At 60.4% G+C, this 15116-nt stretch carries 14 protein-coding genes; all 14 read right to left on the minus strand.

All coding sequences use genetic code 11. From position 1 onward, the window contains the following. Window positions 1-76 precede the first annotated feature (76 nt). Window positions 77-667 (minus strand): NUDIX domain-containing protein, encoded by a 591-nt coding sequence (locus tag P3T40_RS32595; RefSeq protein WP_429271840.1) that lies wholly within the window; start codon window positions 665-667, stop codon window positions 77-79. A 41-nt stretch (window positions 668-708) separates the two neighbouring features. Beyond that, entirely contained in the window at window positions 709-1005 is a 297-nt protein-coding gene (locus P3T40_RS32600) for a DUF2818 family protein (protein WP_429271841.1), read from the minus strand. Then, a complete protein-coding gene (nuoN, locus tag P3T40_RS32605) occupies window positions 1005-2477 on the minus strand; it encodes an NADH-quinone oxidoreductase subunit NuoN (protein ID WP_429271842.1) in 1473 nt (490 codons plus the stop codon). Before nuoN ends, P3T40_RS32600 begins: the two co-directional genes overlap by 1 nt. Window positions 2478-2502: 25 nt before the next feature. Next, window positions 2503-3993 carry an NADH-quinone oxidoreductase subunit M gene (locus P3T40_RS32610; RefSeq protein ID WP_429271843.1) on the minus strand — a complete coding sequence of 497 codons (1491 nt, stop codon included), beginning with the start codon at window positions 3991-3993 and terminating at the stop codon, window positions 2503-2505. Between the two features lie 19 nt (window positions 3994-4012). Then, on the minus strand, window positions 4013-6106 hold the full coding sequence (gene nuoL / locus P3T40_RS32615) for an NADH-quinone oxidoreductase subunit L (RefSeq protein ID WP_429271844.1): 2094 nt from the start codon (window positions 6104-6106) through the stop codon (window positions 4013-4015). Between the two features lie 12 nt (window positions 6107-6118). Next, entirely contained in the window at window positions 6119-6424 is a 306-nt protein-coding gene (gene nuoK, locus P3T40_RS32620; RefSeq protein ID WP_013339863.1) for an NADH-quinone oxidoreductase subunit NuoK, read from the minus strand. A 20-nt stretch (window positions 6425-6444) separates the two neighbouring features. Then, window positions 6445-7143, minus strand: a complete 699-nt coding sequence (locus P3T40_RS32625; protein ID WP_429271845.1) for an NADH-quinone oxidoreductase subunit J — start codon at window positions 7141-7143, stop codon at window positions 6445-6447. A gap of 136 nt (window positions 7144-7279) precedes the next feature. Further along, complete coding sequence (nuoI, locus tag P3T40_RS32630; protein ID WP_429271846.1) at window positions 7280-7768, minus strand: NADH-quinone oxidoreductase subunit NuoI; 489 nt, start codon at window positions 7766-7768, stop codon at window positions 7280-7282. 15 nt (window positions 7769-7783) lie between these two features. After that, a complete protein-coding gene (gene nuoH, locus P3T40_RS32635) occupies window positions 7784-8842 on the minus strand; it encodes an NADH-quinone oxidoreductase subunit NuoH (protein ID WP_429271847.1) in 1059 nt (352 codons plus the stop codon). Continuing rightward, on the minus strand, window positions 8843-11176 hold the full coding sequence (gene nuoG / locus P3T40_RS32640; protein WP_429271848.1) for an NADH-quinone oxidoreductase subunit NuoG: 2334 nt from the start codon (window positions 11174-11176) through the stop codon (window positions 8843-8845). It lies immediately after the preceding gene. A 121-nt stretch (window positions 11177-11297) separates the two neighbouring features. Next, window positions 11298-12626, minus strand: a complete 1329-nt coding sequence (gene nuoF, locus P3T40_RS32645; protein ID WP_429271849.1) for an NADH-quinone oxidoreductase subunit NuoF — start codon at window positions 12624-12626, stop codon at window positions 11298-11300. Continuing rightward, window positions 12623-13108: an NADH-quinone oxidoreductase subunit NuoE gene (nuoE, locus tag P3T40_RS32650; protein ID WP_429271850.1), complete on the minus strand. Its 486-nt coding sequence runs from the start codon at window positions 13106-13108 to the stop codon at window positions 12623-12625. The genes nuoF and nuoE overlap by 4 nt, the downstream gene beginning before the upstream one ends. Before the next feature lie 133 nt (window positions 13109-13241). Then, window positions 13242-14495, minus strand: coding sequence for an NADH-quinone oxidoreductase subunit D (locus P3T40_RS32655; protein WP_429271851.1), 1254 nt, complete (start codon window positions 14493-14495; stop codon window positions 13242-13244). Window positions 14496-14504: 9 nt separating this feature from the next. Then, window positions 14505-15107 carry an NADH-quinone oxidoreductase subunit C gene (locus P3T40_RS32660; RefSeq protein ID WP_429271852.1) on the minus strand — a complete coding sequence of 201 codons (603 nt, stop codon included), beginning with the start codon at window positions 15105-15107 and terminating at the stop codon, window positions 14505-14507. Window positions 15108-15116 lie beyond the last annotated feature (9 nt).

Here is a 15116-nt window from a genome sequence, read left to right on the forward strand (position 1 = left end):
CAAATGGGCTGCCGTTTTGTGTCGTGTGCCGTGACGTGGCGCGCTACAACTGCGCCGCGCCGCGAATGGCGCCGTATCAGTTCGGCTCGGGCTCAGCGCTCGGCCATGTGCCGGACAGCATTTTCTCCAGCCAAAACGTTCCGATGATGGTCTTCACATCGCTGATCTTGCCGGTGCGCACCCATTCCGACACCTCAGGAACCGTTGCCGTGAACAGTTCGAGAAATTCGCCGTCATCGAGCTTGCGCTCACCGGCGGTCAAGCCGCGCGCGAGGTAAATGTCGATGAATTCGGTCGAGTACGAAATGATCGGATGGATACGCGTCAGGTAGACGTATTCGCGCGCCGTATAACCGGTCTCTTCCTGCAGCTCGCGCTTCGCGCAGACAAGCGGGTCTTCGTTCGGATCGAGCTTGCCGGCTGGATACTCGTACATCACCTTGCCGATTGGATAGCGGTACTGGCATTCCAGCAGCACGCGGCCGTCGTCGAGCAGCGGGATCACCATCACGGCGCCTGGATGTTTGACGTACTCGCGCGTCGCGCTCTTGCCGTCGGGCAGACGCACGGTATCGCACTTGAGCGTCAGGAACGGGCCCTGGTGGATCGTTTTGCTTTCGAGGCAGGTCTCGGTGAGCGCAGCGTCGTGATCGGGAAGTTCAGCCATGTGCAACCTCAGGACAGCGTGGTGCGCGACGGCTTGAGCCGTCAGCGGCGTTTGACGAGATACTGGAAGGCGAAGCCGGGAAACGCAAACACCAGAAACAGACTGAAGGTGATCGCGTAGAACTGCCAGCCCTGCTCGAAGCGGTTACCCGCGCGCGCCTCGAGCATAAAGCCGAAGGCGCCCACCACGAAATACAGCACGATCAGCTCGGCGATGCGCAGCCAGGTGCTCTTCTTCACCGCCTTGAGCGGCATGACGGCGAAGAGGCGTTGATTCAGGAACGGCAGGTTGGCGCCAGCTAGCGCCAACAACACAATAAACCAGCCAGCAGCCGACATCAGAGCGTGAGCGTATGGGTGATCGCTTGCAGGCAAGCACTCAACAGATGTCCCGGAACAATACCGAGCACCAGCACCGCCACGCCGTTGAACGCCAGCAGCGCGCGGTTGCACACGTCCGCCTTGATCGGGTTGGTGTCGAGCGGCTCGTCGAAGTACATCAGCTTGACGATACGCAGGTAGTAGAACGCACCGAACAGCGAGGTGATCACCGCCAGCACGGCCAGCCATGTGAGACCCGCGTTCATCGTCGCTTGCAGCACGGCGAGCTTGGCGTAGAAGCCAACCGCCGGTGGAACGCCTGCGAGCGAGAACATCATGATCATCATCACAAACGCGAACACCGGGCTGCGCTGATTCAGGCCCTTGAAGTCGTCGAGCGTCTCTGCTTCGAAATCGCGGCGTGCCAGCAGCATGACGATGCCGAACGTGCCGAGCGTCGTCACCAGGTAGACGATGCTGTAGAACATGGCCGAACCGTAGGCGCTTGCAGCCATACTCGTTTTGCCGTCAACCACGCCGGAGACCAGGCCGAGCAGCACGAAACCCATATTGGAGATCGCCGAGTAAGCAAGCATCCGCTTGACGTTACGCTGCACGATACCGGTGATGTTGCCGACGATCAGCGACAGCGCCGCGAAGATCACCAGCATCTCCTGCCAGTCGACTGCCAGCGGCAGCAGACCCATCACGAGGAAGCGCAGGCCCCACGCGAAGGCGGCAACCTTAGGGCCACCGCCCGTGAGCAGCGTCATTGCGGTCGGCGCACCCTGGTACACGTCAGGCACCCACATGTGGAACGGCACCGCGCCCATCTTGAACGCCACACCCGCCACGATGAAGATCACGCCGAACAGCAGCACGACGTCGTTGATGCGACCCGATGCCACCGCCTTGAACACTTCGTTCAGGTCCAGCGAGCCGGTTGCGCCATAGAGCATGGAGATGCCGTACAGCAGGAAACCCGAGGCCAGTGCACCCAGCACGTAGTACTTCATGGCGGCTTCGTTCGACTGCGCCACATCGCGACGCAGCGCAATCACCGCATACAGCGACAGCGACATCAGTTCCAGACCGAGATACAGCGTCAGGAAGTTGTTGCCGGAAATCATCACCAACTGGCCAAGCAGCGAGAACATCCCGAGCAGGAAGAAGTCGCCGCGGAATAGATCGCGATCTTCCAGATACTTGCGCGAGTAGATGATCGACACGGCGTAACCGAGCGACACCACCGCCTTCATCATGCTGCCGAAGGCGTCCACCACGTACATGTGCCCGAAGAAGTAATGCGTTTGCGGGTCGAAAGCGTTCACGGCGAACCAGACGCCAGCAATCAGCGTCGAGAACAGCGCGATCAGATACGTGGTGCGTCGAGCAGCCTGGCCGAAGAACGTGTCGTTGAGCCACGCGACAACAACGGCGAGCATCAACAGTGAGTCAGGCGCCAGGGCAGTCATAGGTGCGTTTTGCATGATCTTTTAATTCCTCCGCTCTGCGTTACTGTGGCAACGGCAGTTTCGATTGCGCAACGTGGGAGAGGAGGTTTTCCACGGATACGTGCATCACATCGGTAAAGGGCTTCGGATACAGGCCCATGAACAGCGTCAGTGCAGCCAGCACGATCAGCATGAAGAACTCGCGATGGTTGATATCGAGGAGTTTCTTCACGTGGTCGTTTGCCACCGCGCCAAAGTACACGCGCTTGTACATCCACAGCGTGTAGGCCGCGCCGAGAATCAGCGTGACCGCGGCGCCGCCTGCAATCCAGAAGTTGTACTGAACCGCAGCCAGAATCACCATGAATTCGCCGACGAACCCGGACGTACCCGGCAGGCCGCAGTTGGCCATCGCAAACAGCATCACCAGCGCCGCGAACTTCGGCATGGTATTGACGACGCCGCCGTAATCGGAGATCTGACGCGAGTGCATGCGGTCATACAGCACGCCGATGCAAAGGAACATCGCGCCCGAAACAAAACCGTGCGAAATCATCTGCACGATCGCGCCTTCCGCGCCGAGCTGGTTGAAGATGAAGAAGCCGAGCGTCACGAAGCCCATGTGCGCAATCGACGAATACGCGACCAGCTTCTTCATGTCCGTCTGCACCATCGCGACGAGACCGATATAGATGACAGCAATCAGCGACAGCGTGATGACGACCGGTGCGAGGAAGTGACTCGCGTCCGGCGTGATCGGCAGCGAGAAGCGCAGGAAACCATACGCGCCCAGCTTCAGCATGATCGCAGCCAGCACCACCGAACCGCCGGTCGGCGCTTCCACGTGGGCGTCAGGCAACCAGGTGTGGACCGGCCACATCGGCACTTTCACCGCGAACGCCAGGAAGAACGCTATGAAGAGCAACACCTGCGGGGTCATGCCGATCTTCGTGGTTTGCCACGTCGCCAGATCGAAGGTGCCCGTCTGCGTGTACAGATACAGCAACGCGACCAGCATCAGCAGCGAGCCCATCAGCGTGTACAGGAAGAACTTGAACGCCGCATACACGCGGTTCGGGCCACCCCACACGCCGATGATGATGTACATCGGGATCAGCGTCGCTTCGAAGAACACGTAAAACAGCATCCCGTCCGCCGCGCTGAACACGCCGACCATGATGCCGGACAGGATCAGGAACGAGGCGAAATACTGGGCCACATTCTTCGTAATGACCTGCCACCCTGCAATCACAACAATCACGGTGATCAGCGCCGTCAGCACCACGAACCACATCGAGATGCCATCGACACCGAGGTGGTACGTAATGTTGAAGCGCTCGATCCAGGTCGCCTTTTCGACGAACTGCAGATCGGCCGTGCTCGAATCGAAGTTCGTGAACAGCGGAATCGTAACGATAAAGCTGAGAACCGAACCGATCAGCGCCAGCCAGCGAGCCGGACCGGGATTTTTGTCAGAACCGATAGCAAGGATCAGGAGGCCGAACAGAACCGGCAACCAGATCGCGATACTTAAAATCGGATACGTTTGCATTGTGTGGTGTCCCCTAGCCTTATTTGCCGCCGAGCGTTACAAACAGGGTCAGGAGCCCCAGCATGCCAATGATCATGGCAAACGCGTAGTGGTAGATGTAACCCGATTGGAGGAAACGGATCACTCCGGCGAACCAGCCGATAAAGCGGGCACTGCCGTTGACGATACCGTCGATAACCACCACGTCGCCTTCCTTCCACAGACCACGGCCGATTGCCACCGCGCCGCGTGCAAACACCACCTCGTTGATCTTGTCGAGGTAGTACTTGTTATCCAACAGCGTGTAGATCGGGCCGAACGCGCGGCGGATCACCGGCGGCAGATCCGGGCGCTTCAGGTACAGGAACCATGAGACCACGACACCGGCCAGCGCCAGCCAGACCGGAATGCCCGACACCGAGTGCAGGCCCATCAACGCCCAACCCTGGAACTCTTCGGCCATTTCAGACACGGCCGGGTGGTTCGCACCGATGTAGATCACCTTGTCGAACACCACGCCGTGCGAGAAGAAATCGCCGAACAGAAGCGGGCCGATCGCGATTGCGCCGATGATGACCGACGGAATGGCCAGCAGCACCAGCGGCACCCATACCACCCACGGGCTTTCATGCGGCTCATGCGCGTGACCGTGATCGTCATGACCGTGAGCAGTGTGACCATGGCCATGCTCATTGTCGTCATGAGCGTGACCGTGCGCGGCGTGCGCTGCCGCTTCGATGCCCATCGGCGAATCCGGATGCTTCGGCTTGCGGAAGCGCTCCTCGCCATGGAACACCAGGAAGTACATACGGAACGAGTACAGCGCCGTGACGAACACGCTCGCCACCACCGCGAAGTACGCGAAACCCGAACCCGGCAGATGCGAGAACTTCACTGCATCGATGATCGAGTCTTTCGAGTAGAAACCCGAAAAGAACGGCGTACCAATCAGCGCCAGCGAACCGATCAGCGACGTGATCCATGTGATCGGCATGTACTTACGCAGGCCGCCCATGTTGCGCATGTCCTGATCGTGGTGCATGCCGATGATCACCGAGCCCGCGCCGAGGAACAGCAGCGCCTTGAAGAACGCGTGCGTCATCAGGTGGAACATGGCGACCGGGTAAGCCGACACGCCGAGCGCCACCGTCATGTAACCGAGCTGCGACAGCGTGGAATACGCCACCACCCGCTTGATGTCGTTCTGGACAATCCCGAGGAAGCCCATGAACAGGGCGGTAATCGCGCCGATGATCGTCACGAACGACAGCGCCGTATCCGACAGTTCGAACAGCGGCGACATGCGCGTGACCATGAAGATACCGGCCGTCACCATGGTTGCCGCGTGAATCAGTGCGGAGATCGGCGTCGGGCCTTCCATCGAATCCGGCAACCAGACGTGCAGCGGGAACTGCGCCGACTTACCCATGGCGCCGATGAAGAGGCAAATACACGCGACCGTCAGCAGGCCCCAGCTGGTGCCCGGAAAGTTCAGCGCGGCGAGTTCATGGCTCTTCGCGAAGATGTCACCGTAGTTCAGCGAGCCCGCATACGCGAGCAGCAGGCCAATGCCCAGCAGGAAACCAAAGTCGCCCACGCGGTTCACGATGAACGCTTTCATGTTCGCGTAGATCGCGCTTTCGCGGGTGAAGTAGAAGCCGATCAGCAGGTACGACACCAGACCCACCGCTTCCCAGCCGAAGAACAGCTGCAGCAGGTTGTTGGCCATCACGAGCATCAGCATCGAGAACGTGAACAGCGCGATGTACGAAAAGAAGCGCTGGTAGCCGTCGTCGTCGGCCATGTAGCCGATCGTGTAGATGTGCACCATCAGCGACACGAAAGTCACAACGCACATCATCAGCGCCGTGAGCGAGTCGACGAGGAAGCCGATTTCGAACTTCAGCTTGCCGACCGACATCCATTCGTAGATCGTCGCGTTGAAGCTCGCGCCGTTCATCACGTCGAAGAAGACGATGGCCGAAAGGATGAAGGAAATCGCGACGCCAAGGATCGTGACTGTATGGGCCCCTGCGCGCCCTACCGCTTTGCCGAACAGCCCGGCAATCAGAGAGCCGGCCAGCGGTGCAAGCGGAACTGCCAGCAACAGGTTTTCGTTGAGTGTGGTTGACATGTCTTGCCCCAATTAACCTTTGAGCTGATCGAGATCCTCGACATTGATCGTGTCGAGACTACGGAACAGGGTCACCAGAATCGCCAGCCCGATTGCCGCTTCCGCTGCTGCAACCGTCAGCACGAAGAAGACGAAGATCTGGCCATGGACGTCGCCGAGGTAGTGCGAAAACGCGACGAAATTGGTGTTCACCGCCAGCAGCATCAGCTCGATGGCCATCAGGATAATGATGACGTTGCGGCGGTTCAGGAAGATGCCCACAACGCTGATCGCAAACAGGATCGCGCCGAGCACAAGGTAATGAGCAAGGGTCAACATAATTTTTCTCCTGTCTCCTCTCAGCTATTTTTAGCAGTTGCCGGATCCGCAGCGGCGGCCGCTGCAGCCGCAGCCGCTGCTTCTTCCGCCGCGATCGTAGCCGCGGTCTTTTCCGAAGGCATCTTCACAATACGCACACGGTCCTGCGCACGCACCTTGACCTGATCGCTCACGTTCTGGCGCTTGCTGTCCTTCGCGTGGCGCGTGGTCAGCGCGATGGCGGCGATGATTGCCACCAGCAGCACCAGACCCGCCACTTCGAACGCGAAGATGTAGTCGGTGTAGATCACTTTACCGATCACGCGCGTATTGGACCAGCCCGCCATGGCGCTACCCGCTGCCACCGTGGAGTCGCGCAGCGGCGTGATCGTCGCGCCGAAACCGTGCCACAGGATCAGCGCGGTTTCGATCACGATGATCGCACCCACGATCGTGGCCATCGGCACGAAGCGTTTGAAGTCGCGCCGCAGCACGTCGATGTTGATATCCAGCATCATCACCACGAACAGGAACAGCACCATCACCGCGCCGACGTAGACGAGCACCAGCAGGATCGCGAGGAACTCCGCCTGCAGCAGCATCCAGATGGCCGCCGCGTTGAAGAACGCGAGCACCAGGAACAGCGCGGACGCCACCGGGTTACGGGAGGTGATCACCTTCAGCCCTGACACCACCAGGAGCAGAGCGAAGATGTAGAACAGTACGGTCGTGAATTCCATGATTACCGGTTCATCGTTAGGCCATCGTCAGGCATTGTTCTTTGGCGCAAGCGCGCCACGCTACAGCGGTGAAGCAGCAGCCTACGGCCTGACTGCAGGCCGGTACAACGTGATACGTCAAACAAAAGCGTTTCGATCAACGATACGGTGCATCCGCTGCCTTGTTCGCAGCGATTTCCGTTTCGTAGCGATCGCCCACGGCCAGCAGCATGTCCTTCGTGAAATACAGGTCGCCACGCTTTTCGCCGTGATATTCGAGAATGTGCGTCTCGACGATCGAATCGACCGGGCAGCTTTCTTCGCAGAAACCGCAGAAGATACACTTGGTCAGATCGATGTCGTAACGCGTCGTGCGGCGAGTATTGTCCGCGCGCGTTTCGGATTCGATCGTAATGGCAAGTGCCGGACACACTGCTTCGCACAGCTTGCAGGCGATGCAGCGCTCTTCGCCGTTCTCATAGCGGCGCAGCGCGTGCAGCCCGCGGAAACGCGGTGAAATCGGGGTCTTCTCTTCCGGAAACTGCACCGTGATCTTGCGCTGGAACGCGTAACGTCCGGTCAGCGCGAGGCCTTTGAGCAGCTCCGTCAAGAAGAAGGTCTTGAAGAAGTTTTGGATTGCGGTCATAGGTTCATCCGCCCTTTATTTCCAGATATTCAACGGCGACATGATCCAGAAGCCGACCACCACCAGCCACACCACGCTGACCGGAATAAACACCTTCCAGCCCAGACGCATGATCTGGTCATAGCGGTAGCGCGGGAACGTGGCACGCGCCCAGATGAATACCGACAGCAGCAAGAACACTTTCAGTACCAGCCAGAAAATGCCCGGAATAAACGACAGGAAGCCGAACGGCGCGCTCCAGCCGCCAAGGAAAAACGTCGCTGCCAAGGCCGAGATCACGATCATGTTGATGTACTCGGCGAGGAAGAACAGCGCGAACGCCATCCCCGAGTAATCAATCATGTGGCCCGCAACGATTTCCGACTCCCCTTCCACCACGTCGAACGGATGGCGGTTCGTTTCGGCGATGCCCGAAATGAAGTAGACGACGAACATCGGCAACAGCGGCAGCCAGTTCCACGACAGGAAGTTCAGGCCGTAGCCGGCGAAGATGCCCCGCTCTTGCGACGTAACGATATCCGACAGGTTCAGGCTGCCGGAGGTCATCAGCACGACGACGAGCGCGAAACCCATCGAGATTTCGTACGACACCATCTGGGCCGCGGCGCGCATGGCGCCGAGGAACGCGTACTTCGAGTTCGAGGCCCAGCCGGCCAGAATCACGCCGTACACGCCGATCGAAGAAATCGCGATCGCGTACAGCAGACCCGCGTTGATGTCACCGAGCACCGCGCCCGCCTGGAACGGGATCACCGCCCAGACCGCGAAGGCCGGTACCACCACCATGATCGGCGCGATCAGGTAGATCCAGCGGCTGGCTTGCGCCGGCTGAATCACTTCTTTCAGCAGCAGTTTCAGCACGTCGGCGATTGGCTGCAGCAAACCAGCCGGGCCGACACGGTTCGGACCGAGACGCACGTGCATCCAGCCGATCAGCTTACGTTCCCAAAGGATCAGGTAAGCCACGCACAGCAGGATGACGACGGCCACGACCAGGATGCGCACGAGTGCCCACACCGTAGGCCATGCCACACCGAGGAGTTGAGTGCCGCCCGAGTTGATCGATTCGAACATTTACGCCTTCTCCACCAGCAGTTCACCGAACAGGCTGCCCAGCGCTGCACCGGCAGGCGTGGCCGCCGATACGCGGACGACTGTCTCCGCAAGATTTGCATCGCGCACGGCCGGCAACTGGACCGAGCGCTCACCCTGGCGCACGCGCACTGCGTCGCCGTCTTTCAGACCCAGCTTGTCGAACAGCGCAGCCGGCAAGCCGACCGTGTTCGCCGCACGTGCAGCCGCCGTCAGATGCAGCGATTCCGCACGGCGCACCAGCGGGTCGGCGTGGTAGATCGGTACATCGGCGATGCGCTCGAACGCACCGTCAGCCGCCTTGGACGCTGTACCGCGTGCCACTGCGACGCCGGTCTTGTTCGACAGACGCGTGCTCAGGTCACCGTCGCCGAGCGCTGCCGTGCGCACTTCTTCCGAGGTATCGAATTCGAAACCGGGCAGGCCCAGCAGGCTACCCAGCACGCGCAACACCTTCCATGCCGGACGCGTGTCGCCGAGCGGGCGCACCACTCCGTTGAACGTCTGAACCGTGCCTTCTGCACTGACAAACGTGCCTGCCGTTTCCGTGAACGGAGCGATCGGCAACAGCACATCAGCGTACTCAGCACCGGTCTGGAACGGCGACAGCACGACCACCATTTCGGCCTGGTTCAACGCGGCCAGTGCCTGCGTCGGGTTGGCCGTATCGAACTCCGGTTCGACGTTGAGCAGCACGTATCCCTTGCGCGGTTGTTCGAACACTTCGCGAGCGTTCAGACCGCCCTCGCCCGGCAAGGCGCCGGCGAGGTGAGCGCCCACCGTGTTCGCCGCTTCAGTGAGGAAGCCGAGCGTGGCACCGGTGGTGTCCGCGATCCATTGGGCCGCGGCGTGAATACGGGCGAAGTCCGGGTGACGGACCGCGGCGTTGCCGAGCAGTACGAGACGCAGTTCGCCAGCTGCGAGCGATGCGGCTGCCTGCTTGTGCGCGTCGGTCGGCTGCGTGCCGGCGAATGCTTCCGGCAAGGTCGCACCGCGAGCTTCGGCAACCGCGCCGGCGACACCAGCGAGCTCGGCAAGCCAAGCGGACGGCGCTGCCGCCACGCGTTTTGCTTCCGGGATCAGCGCGTTGTCGCTCGTCGCTTGCAGCAGAGTCAGTTGCGCGCCACCCTTTGCGGCCTGGCGCAGACGCGCGGCCAGCAGCGGGTGATCGCGGCGCAGATCCGAGCCGATGATGAACGCCGCATCGACGTTCGACAGATCGGCGACCTTCGCGCCGAGCCACGGCGTACCGTTGACCGGCGCCGAGAAGTCCGCCTGGCGCAGACGGAAGTCGACGTTCGGCGTGCCGACCGCTTGCGCGAGTTGCTTCAACAGGAACAGTTCTTCGACGGTGCTGTGGGCGCTACCGAGTGCGGCCAGCGCGTCTGCGCCGTGATCGCCCTTGATGCCCTTCAGACCCTTGACGACGTAATCAAGCGCCGTCTGCCAGTCGGTTTCGACCCACTTGCCGCCTTGCTTGAGCATAGGCTGCGTAAGGCGTTCCGGGCTATTCAGGCCTTCGTACGAGAAGCGGTCCTTGTCCGAGATCCAGCATTCGTTGATGGCTTCGTTCTCGAACGGCAGCACGCGCATCACGCGATTGTTCTTGACCTGCACCACCAGGTTTGCGCCGACGGAATCGTGCGGGCTCACCGACTTGCGGCGCGACAGTTCCCACGTACGGGCGCTGTAGCGGAACGGCTTGCTCGTGAGCGCGCCGACCGGGCACAGATCGATCATGTTGCCCGACAGCTCGGAGTCAACCGTCTTGCCGACGAACGACGTGATTTCCGAATGCTCGCCGCGGCCGAGCATGCCCAGTTCCATCACGCCGGCAATTTCCTGGCCGAAACGGACACAGCGCGTGCAGTGAATGCAACGCGACATTTCTTCCATCGAGATCAGCGGGCCGACGTTCTTGTGGAACACCACGCGCTTTTCTTCGCTATAGCGCGACGCGGACTTACCGTAGCCCACCGCCAGATCCTGCAACTGGCATTCGCCGCCCTGGTCGCAGATCGGGCAATCGAGCGGGTGGTTGATCAGCAGGAATTCCATCACGGCTTGCTGACCCTGCACGGCCTTCTCGGACTTCGTACGCACGATCATGCCCGCCGACACCGGCGTGGCGCATGCGGGGACGGCCTTCGGCATCTTTTCGACGTCGACCAGGCACATCCGGCAGTTGGCCGCAATCGACAGCTTCTTGTGATAGCAGAAGTGAGGAATGTACGTGTCGACCTTATGCGCAGCCTGGATCACCATGCTGCCTTCAGGCACCTCTACTTTCTTGCCGTCTATTTCAAGTTCAACCATGATGGTCAATCTTCCTTAACCTGTTACCGCTCAATCGTTCGCCCGTTCCTTCGTCACACGACGAAGAACCCCGCGGTTGACGCTTCTGGTGTATCGGCCGCTTATTGCTGGCTTGTTACTTTTAAGCCGCCACCGTTTCCGAAGCATGCGCTGCGCCGGCATGACCGCCCACGAGGCAGTGCTTGTGCTCGACGTGATATTCGAACTCGTCCCAGTAGTGCTTGAGCATGCCGCGCACCGGCATGGCTGCTGCATCGCCGAGCGCGCAAATCGTGCGGCCCATGATGTTACCGGCCACTGAGTTCAGCAGATCCAGATCTTCCTTGCGGCCGAGGCCGTGCTCGATACGATGCACGACGCGATACAGCCAGCCCGTGCCTTCACGGCAGGGCGTGCACTGACCGCAGGATTCTTCGTAATAGAAGTACGACAGACGCAGCAGCGAACGGACCATGCAACGGGTCTCGTCCATCACGATTACCGCGCCTGAACCGAGCATCGACCCCGCCTTGGCGATCGAGTCGTAGTCCATGTCGGTATGCATCATCATCTCGCCCGGAATGACCGGTGCGGACGAACCGCCCGGAATCACGGCCTTGATCTTCTTGCCACCGCGCATGCCGCCCGCGAGATCCAGCAGCGTCGCGAACGGCGTGCCGAGCGGGACTTCGTAGTTGCCCGGCCGTTCGACGTCGCCCGAGACCGAGAAGATCTTCGTGCCGCCGTTGTTCGGCTTGCCCAGTTCCAGGTAAGCCTGCGGGCCGACCGTCAACAGGAACGGCACGGCTGCGAACGTCTCGGTGTTGTTGATCGTGGTCGGCTTGCCGTACACGCCGAAGCTCGCCGGGAACGGCGGCTTGAAGCGCGGCTGGCCCTTCTTGCCTTCCAGCGACTCGAGCAGCGCAGTTTCTTCGCCGCAGATATAGGCGCCGTAACCGTGGTGCGCATGAAGCTGGAACGAGAAGCCCGAGCCCATGATGTTGTCGCCGAGAAAACCGGCGCGGCGCGCTTCTTCCAGCGCCTCTTCGAAGCGTCGGTACTCAGCGAAAATCTCGCCGTGGATATAGTTGTAGCCGACCGTGATGCCCATCGCGTACGCACCGATAGCCATGCCTTCGATCAGCGCGTGCGGGTTCCAGCGCAGGATGTCGCGATCCTTGAACGTGCCTGGTTCGCCTTCGTCCGAATTGCAGACGAGGTACTTTTGCCCCGGGAACTGACGCGGCATGAAGCTCCACTTCAGCCCGGTCGGGAAGCCTGCACCGCCGCGGCCGCGCAGACCCGACGCCTTGACGTCGGCAATCACCTGCTCGGGCGGAATTTTCTCTTCCAGAATACGGCGCAGCTGGGCGTAACCGCCGCGCGACACGTAGTCTTCGAGATGCCAGTTGTCGCCGTTCAGGCCGGCAAGAATCAGCGGTTTGATGTGACGATCGTGGAGAGACGTCATTTCGAGAGCTCCTCGAGCAGCTGGTCGATCTTCGCGCGGCTCATGAAGCTGCACATGCGATGGTTGTTCACCAGCATCACCGGCGCGTCGCCGCACGAGCCCATGCACTCACCTTCTTTCAAGGTGAACTTGCCGTCGGCCGTGGTTTCGCCGAAGTCGATGCCGAGCTTCTGCTTCAGGTATTCGGCAGCGTTTTCCGAGCCGCCGTCCGGACCGAGCTGGCACGGCAGGTTCGTGCAGAGCGTGATCTTGTACTTGCCGACCGGCGACGTCTCGAACATCGTGTAAAAGGTCGCGACCTCCTGCACGGCAACGGCGGGCATGCCGAGATAGTCCGCGACGTACTGCATCAGGTCGGGCGTCAGCCAGCCATGCTCTTCCTGAGCAACGGCCAACGCCGCCATGACGGCGGACTGTTGCAGACCGGCGGGATACTTCGCGATCGCACGATCGATTTCTTTCAGGCCTTCAGCTGAGATCATTTTCAGACACGACTCTTTCAATTCCTACCGAACGAAAACCTGCCGCATGCTACATGTTGCGACAGACCCGGCGTTCCTTTGTTGACGCGCGCTCACAACCACTGTGACGCGCACGACACGATGAAAACCGCTCTCAACGATCGATTTCGCCGAACACGATGTCCTGCGTGCCGATGATGGTCACGGCGTCGGCGATCATGTGACCGCGCGCCATTTCGTCGAGCGCGGCCAGATGCGCATAACCCGGCGCGCGAATCTTCAGGCGATACGGCTTGTTAGCGCCGTCCGAGATCAGATAGATGCCGAACTCGCCCTTCGGGTGTTCGACAGCCGCGTACGCCTCGCCTTCCGGCACGTGGAAGCCTTCCGTAAAGAGCTTGAAATGGTGAATCAGCTCTTCCATGTTCGACTTCATCCCGACGCGCGACGGCGGCGCAATCTTATGATTGTCGATCATTACGGGGCCCGGATTGTTGCGCAACCACTCAATGCATTGTTTCGCAATCCGTGTTGATTGACGCATTTCTTCGACGCGAACCAGGTAGCGATCGTAACAATCGCCGTTCACGCCCACCGGAATGTCGAAATCCAGCTTGTCATACACTTCATACGGCTGCTTCTTGCGCAGATCCCACTCGATGCCCGAGCCGCGCAGCATCGCGCCGGTCATGCCGAGTTGCAACGCACGCTCCGGACTCACCACGCCGATACCGACCAGACGCTGTTTCCAGATCCGGTTGTCGGTAAGGAGCGTTTCGTATTCGTCGACACAATGCGGGAAACGCGTGAAGAAGTCGTCGATGAAGTCGAGCAACGAACCCTGGCGGGTCTCGTTCATCTTCGACAGCGCCTTCGCGTTGCGAATCTTCGACGCCTTGTACTGCGGCATGGCTTCCGGCAGATCGCGATACACGCCGCCCGGACGATAGTAGGCCGCGTGCATCCGCGCACCGGACACCGCTTCGTACACGTCCATCAGGTCCTCGCGCTCGCGGAACGCATACAGAAATACCGCCATCGCGCCAACGTCGAGTGCGTGCGAGCCGATCCACATCAGGTGGTTCAGCACACGCGTGATTTCGTCGAACAGCACGCGGATGTATTTAGCACGCACCGGCACGTCGATGCCGAGCAGCTTTTCAATGGCCATGACGTAGCCGTGCTCGTTGACCATCATCGACACGTAGTCGAGACGGTCCATGTACGGCACGGACTGGATGAAGGTCTTGGTTTCCGCGAGCTTTTCAGTCGCGCGGTGCAAGAGGCCGATATGCGGGTCGGCGCGCTGGATCACTTCGCCGTCGAGTTCGAGCACAAGGCGCAGCACACCGTGCGCGGCCGGGTGCTGCGGGCCGAAGTTGAGCGTGTAGTTTTTGATCTCTGCCATGGCGTTCTCTTAGTGTTTCAGACCGCCATAGCGATCCTCGCGAATCACGCGCGGCGTGATTTCCCGCGGCTCGATCGTCACAGGCTGATAGACGACGCGCTTCTCTTCCGGGTCGTAACGCATTTCGACATAGCCGGAGATCGGGAAATCCTTACGGAACGGGTGACCAATGAAACCGTAGTCGGTGAGGATACGGCGCAGGTCCGGGTGACCCTCGAAGACAATGCCGTACAGGTCGAATGCTTCGCGCTCGTACCAGTTGGCCGAATTCCAGACATCGACGATCGACGGAATCAGCGGCACGTCGTCGTCCTGCGCGAACACGCGCACACGCAGACGCCAGTTGTTCGACACCGACAGCAGATGCAATACCGCAGCGAAACGCGGACCGTCGTACGCGCCGTCGCCGTAGGTCTGGTAGTCGACGCCGCACAGGTCAACCAGTTGCTCGAAGCGCAGCGACAAATCGTCGCGGAGCCGCGTCGCAATATCTTGATATTCTCTAGCACTCACGACGATCGTGAGCTCGCCGATTGCTTCGGTGATGCTCAGCAGGCGGCCGCCAAAGGCCGCCTCGAGGTTCGCTTTCAGGGTCTCGAGTTTGCTTGCCATATTGTGGGG

This window comes from Paraburkholderia sp. EB58, assembly GCF_050436665.1.
Classification (GTDB): Bacteria; Pseudomonadota; Gammaproteobacteria; order Burkholderiales; family Burkholderiaceae; genus Paraburkholderia.

What these genes read in the sequence shown, in the direction of transcription:
- P3T40_RS32595 (WP_429271840.1), bottom strand. Translation starts at nt 667, where the DNA reads ATGGCTGAACTTCCCGATCACGACGCTGCGCTCACCGAGACCTGCCTC.
- P3T40_RS32600 (WP_429271841.1), bottom strand. Translation starts at nt 1,005, where the DNA reads ATGTCGGCTGCTGGCTGGTTTATTGTGTTGTTGGCGCTAGCTGGCGCC.
- nuoN (WP_429271842.1), bottom strand. Translation starts at nt 2,477, where the DNA reads ATGCAAAACGCACCTATGACTGCCCTGGCGCCTGACTCACTGTTGATG.
- P3T40_RS32610 (WP_429271843.1), bottom strand. Translation starts at nt 3,993, where the DNA reads ATGCAAACGTATCCGATTTTAAGTATCGCGATCTGGTTGCCGGTTCTG.
- nuoL (WP_429271844.1), bottom strand. Translation starts at nt 6,106, where the DNA reads ATGTCAACCACACTCAACGAAAACCTGTTGCTGGCAGTTCCGCTTGCA.
- nuoK (WP_013339863.1), bottom strand. Translation starts at nt 6,424, where the DNA reads ATGTTGACCCTTGCTCATTACCTTGTGCTCGGCGCGATCCTGTTTGCG.
- P3T40_RS32625 (WP_429271845.1), bottom strand. Translation starts at nt 7,143, where the DNA reads ATGGAATTCACGACCGTACTGTTCTACATCTTCGCTCTGCTCCTGGTG.
- nuoI (WP_429271846.1), bottom strand. Translation starts at nt 7,768, where the DNA reads ATGACCGCAATCCAAAACTTCTTCAAGACCTTCTTCTTGACGGAGCTG.
- nuoH (WP_429271847.1), bottom strand. Translation starts at nt 8,842, where the DNA reads ATGTTCGAATCGATCAACTCGGGCGGCACTCAACTCCTCGGTGTGGCA.
- nuoG (WP_429271848.1), bottom strand. Translation starts at nt 11,176, where the DNA reads ATGGTTGAACTTGAAATAGACGGCAAGAAAGTAGAGGTGCCTGAAGGC.
- nuoF (WP_429271849.1), bottom strand. Translation starts at nt 12,626, where the DNA reads ATGACGTCTCTCCACGATCGTCACATCAAACCGCTGATTCTTGCCGGC.
- nuoE (WP_429271850.1), bottom strand. Translation starts at nt 13,108, where the DNA reads ATGATCTCAGCTGAAGGCCTGAAAGAAATCGATCGTGCGATCGCGAAG.
- P3T40_RS32655 (WP_429271851.1), bottom strand. Translation starts at nt 14,495, where the DNA reads ATGGCAGAGATCAAAAACTACACGCTCAACTTCGGCCCGCAGCACCCG.
- P3T40_RS32660 (WP_429271852.1), bottom strand. Translation starts at nt 15,107, where the DNA reads ATGGCAAGCAAACTCGAGACCCTGAAAGCGAACCTCGAGGCGGCCTTT.